The sequence below is a fragment of the uncultured Kiloniella sp. genome (genome assembly GCF_937128705.1).
GTDB lineage: Bacteria > Pseudomonadota > Alphaproteobacteria > Kiloniellales > Kiloniellaceae > Kiloniella.
Genome location: NZ_CAKZMP010000032.1, coordinates 1 through 4,100 on the forward strand (window position 1 = coordinate 1; position 4,100 = coordinate 4,100).

At 47.7% G+C, this 4,100-nt stretch carries 3 protein-coding genes and 1 pseudogene; 3 read left to right on the forward strand and 1 reads right to left on the reverse strand.

What is annotated here, in order from left to right; translation table 11 throughout:
* Positions 1-451 (forward strand): annotated as a pseudogene (locus Q0241_RS01885) (hypothetical protein); the annotation flags it as partial.
* 138 nt (positions 452-589) lie between these two features.
* Positions 590-1,885, forward strand: a complete 1,296-nt coding sequence (locus Q0241_RS01890; protein ID WP_299372188.1) for an MFS transporter — start codon at positions 590-592, stop codon at positions 1,883-1,885.
* Between the two features lie 109 nt (positions 1,886-1,994).
* Here Q0241_RS01890 and Q0241_RS01895 read toward each other — a convergent pair whose 3' ends face one another.
* A complete protein-coding gene (locus tag Q0241_RS01895; protein WP_299372191.1) occupies positions 1,995-3,002 on the reverse strand; it encodes a virulence RhuM family protein in 1,008 nt (335 codons plus the stop codon).
* Positions 3,003-3,881: 879 nt separating this feature from the next.
* On the opposite strand from Q0241_RS01895, the gene Q0241_RS01900 reads away from it, so the two are divergent.
* Positions 3,882-4,100 (forward strand): hypothetical protein (locus Q0241_RS01900; RefSeq protein ID WP_366941145.1); only part of this gene is annotated, 219 nt, incomplete at its 3' end.

Below are 4,100 nucleotides of genomic sequence, written 5' to 3' on the forward strand. Positions count from 1 at the left end.
CACCTCGGTTCTTTTTTTCGCGCGGCAACTTCCTATTGGGTACGGAGGATTGGTGATCACGCCATCGCCTTTGGTTGCCACTATCTTATTGGAAAAGCGCATAGAAACCGTTTTGGTCGGGGGGATTTTACGTCCTTTGGGGGGCATTTCTACGGGGGCAGAGGCCATTCGTACCCTGTCGAAGTCATTGGCAGATATTGCAATATTGGGAACCTGTGGGCTGGACCCGGATTTTGGTTTGTCGGCGGATGATGTGGAAGAAGCAGCGGTCAAACAGATCATGGCCGAAAATGCGAACCGTGTTGTCGTTCTCGCGCCGGGGGATAAGCTGGGGTGCAGATCGGCGCATCAGGTCGTGCCCTGTTCTGATATTGATGTTCTTATTACCTCTGGTCTGCCCAATGCTACTGCCGGCTTTACGGCGTTCGAAACAGAGATACTCCATGTTTGAAGAACTCCGTATTTGGCCCAGTGTTGAACCCAGTGTTGAACCCAGTATTAAAGCCAGCATCCGATCGAATATCGCATCTTCTTACCATTTTTGTTTCTGGTCTTGTTTGGGATCTTATTTCGGGAAATTTTTTTAATCATGGCGACATTATCTCAAGACCCGACAAAACAAGACGAAATTGGGCAAGACCCAGCAAAAGAAGATAGGGCTAAAGAAAGCTCAAAAAAGGGGCGGGATCACATTCAGTCTAAAGGCCTGCGATCTCCGCGATGGGCTGTTACGGCCATGTTTATTCTTAATGGTGCGCTCTATGGATCTTGGGCGGCACGTATTCCCTCACTCAAGCATAGCTTTGACCTTTCTGCGGGGGATTTGGGGTTGTTATTGTTACTCATGTCTGGCGGGGCGATTGCGGCTTTTCCTGTTTCCGGGGGGCTGACGGATCGCTTTGGGTCCGCAAAGGTGACGTTGGTCTGTGCTGTGGTCTGTTGTGTGTCCATCGCGATGGTTGGTTATAGCCCGGTCATTGCCATGCTGTGCGTTGCGGTGGTTCTGTTTGGCGCTGGCTTAGGGGCCATGGATGTTGCTATGAACGCCTGGGCGGCAGAGGTCGAACGCGACTATGGCAGGTCCATCATGTCCAGCTTTCATGCCTTTTTCTCCGTCGGCGCTGGTATCGGCGCGGGGCTTGGCGCCATCGCGGCTTGGGAGGGAATAAGCTATGGTCATCAGTTCTTTATTCTTGCCTTGATCCTGTCGCCTCTGATTTGGTTTTCTGCATTACCGAACGTTTTTAGCCCGTCAAAAGAGCAACTGATCCCCCAAAAAGATAAGCCAGAGCCAGAAACGACAAAACCCAAAGGCCCCCGTCTTATTATGCCGCGGGGGGCATTGCTGGTGGTGGCGCTGGTGGCTTTTTCCTGTGCAGTGGGCGAGGGGGCCATGGCGGACTGGTCGGCTGTGTTTCTGACCTCTGTCATTAAGGTTGGTGAGGGACAGGCCGCGTTTGGTTATACGGTCTTTTCCATCACCATGGTTGCCATGCGCTTTGTCGGGGATCGTCTGATCATCCGCTTTGGTCCGGTGAACATCCTGCGCTTTTGCGGGGGCGCAGCACTGATCGGCAGCTCGATCACTGCCACAGCATCGGGCCTTTGGATGACCTATCTGGGGCTTGCCCTGATGGGGGTGGGCTATTCCATCGTCTTTCCGCTGGTTTTTTCCCGCGCGGCGAACAGCAAACAGCTTAGCCCCGGCGTAGCCATTGCCTCGGTCGCGACCTTCAGCTACGGCGGCCTGTTGCTCGGCCCGCCCCTGATTGGTTTTATCGCTGAAATATCGTCCCTGCGCTTTGCCTTTGGCCTCTTTGTCCTGCTCGCGCTGGTCGTCGTGATCGGGTCCGTGGCATTCAGGCAGAATGAGGTGAAGGATTAGGAGGCGCCGTTGTGCTTTGGCTTTGGTGAGTAGCTGTCAGCGAGAAATTGTTGGGAGGGGGCTAAAGTAACATTTGTTTGTATGGTTATGTTTCTTTTCGCACCGGGTGTTATTCTGTATTATTTAAGTTTCGATTTTTCAGGTTTTGTTCCAGTTGTTCGATAACCTTTAAATCCTCTCTATCAGCGTCTTCTGCTTCTACTGCTCTACGTTCTTGATCAAAGCTATCATATCTATCGTGAGCAATAGATCTCATCTGTTTATGGCTGATTGAACCTGCACCATCTAAAACCGCCTGTTCATTGAATTCTAGCATTTTGTCAACATTGCTGCGCCAGTATTCAAGAGTGAGATCTTGGCGCTGCTTGACTCGTAATTCAGCTTGTTCCAGAAAGATAACAACAAGTCTGTTCAATGTATCAATTTCGTCTGCTGATAAGTAATTCTTGGCGACAACGACGTCGTTCTTGCGAACTCTTTCCCCCTGCCAGTTTGTCAAAGCCATGTTGGGTTTTGTTGGGTCTGACCGGTTGACAACAAGTTCCGCTGCAGTGCATTCGGTTACTGCATAAAGTAATTTGTTCTGGACCTCAGCAAAGAAAAGTCCGGTCTCTTCTGTTTGAACACGATAATCGGAACTAAGAGCAAAGAGATCACGTACCTTTTGATAAAATCGCTTTTCTGATGCGCGAATATCGCGAATGCGGGCCAGAAGCTCATCAAAATAATCCCAACCTCCAGGGTTTTTCAAACGCTCGTCATCCATGACAAAGCCTTTGACCAGAAACTCTTGCAGGTGTGTAGTTGCCCACTGGCGAAACTGAACACCGCGGGGGGATCGTATGCGATAGCCGATGGCCAAAATAAGATCTAGATTATATAGCTTTGTCTTGTATGACTTGCCATCTGCAGCAGTTGTCAAGGATTCCTTGACAACTGAAATCAATACCAATTCTTCATCATCAAAAATGTTTTTTGCGTGCAGGGAAACATTTTGTTTTGTCGTCTGAAAAAGATCAGCAATTTCCAGCTGAGTTAGCCAGACAGTATCGGCGTCTACCCGCAAATTCAAGCGCGTGTTTCCATCTTCACTGGTATAGAGGATGAGTTCGTTCACTTTTATTTCCTTGCGATTATATTTGGTAGAACAGTTTGAACAGATACAGATAAGATGATTCCTGAGATAGTTGAAAATAAGGGAAAAACCCGGTTAAACCAAGTGCTTTTGATTGGCTAATTTTGTTATTGAAAAGATTGGGATAAACTGGGGGACACTTTATTCACTTTTTATTCACAACACATGAAACGCAAGCTGTGGTTTACTTATTGTCGATGGTTTTGGGAAGCCATCAACTTAGCAAGAGGTATCTGAATAGAGATAGGTTTCTGACAAGAAGTGTAAAGCGTCAGTCTGTAACTTTTATATTCTCTCTCTTGGCTTGCTATTCGATAATTGGTCGTTCGGTGAAACGGTGTTTTGTAATTCCGTCCCCTCTGGGATGGTGGCAAAAGCAAAGCCCGCAGCCAACTATCGGGTTAGAGGAAGTATCGCACCCCTTATGGGATATGCTTTCGGGTATATATGTTTTTGGCATATGCGTTTTCGGGACACGCTTTATCAGAATGCTATCTGGCGAAGTTATTCCACAGAGCGATAGCCAATAAACAAAAACCAGTAAACAGCAGGGTGCGTGAACGGCATGAACATACTGACATTATAAGGCATCTCGGTGCGAGAGATGTGCCAGAGTAACCCAGACGCGATAATTCAGATGTGACAATCTGGATTGGAATGTCTGGAACAGAATATCTGGAGAAAATAAACGCTCGACAATCAGATTTGTACCATCCCCGATGCAGTCATCAAAAGGCAGAAACAGGACGCTTTTTTGATGATCCAGAATTGGCAATTATTATAATTGTTTGGAAGCTGTTTCGGGGCGTCGTTGATTTCAGGTCCTCCTTTTTAAATTGAAGAATTTGGAAGGAGTTTACAATGGCTGTAAAAACGAAAGAAGGTTCCAGCAAAGCAAAGTCGTCTGACGCAAAAGCATCTGCAAAGTCCAAACTGGACACAGATGATTTTACCAACGAAGTGGTTCTTATTCAGGACGAGGAGCATCCTGATTACCTGCCCGGTATCTATAGTGATCCAGCAGAAGTTAGCGAGCTGAATTACGATGGGGGCGGCTATGATGATCTCGAATCATTCGAT

What these genes read in the sequence shown, in the direction of transcription:
- Q0241_RS01890 (WP_299372188.1), top strand. Translation starts at nt 590, where the DNA reads ATGGCGACATTATCTCAAGACCCGACAAAACAAGACGAAATTGGGCAA.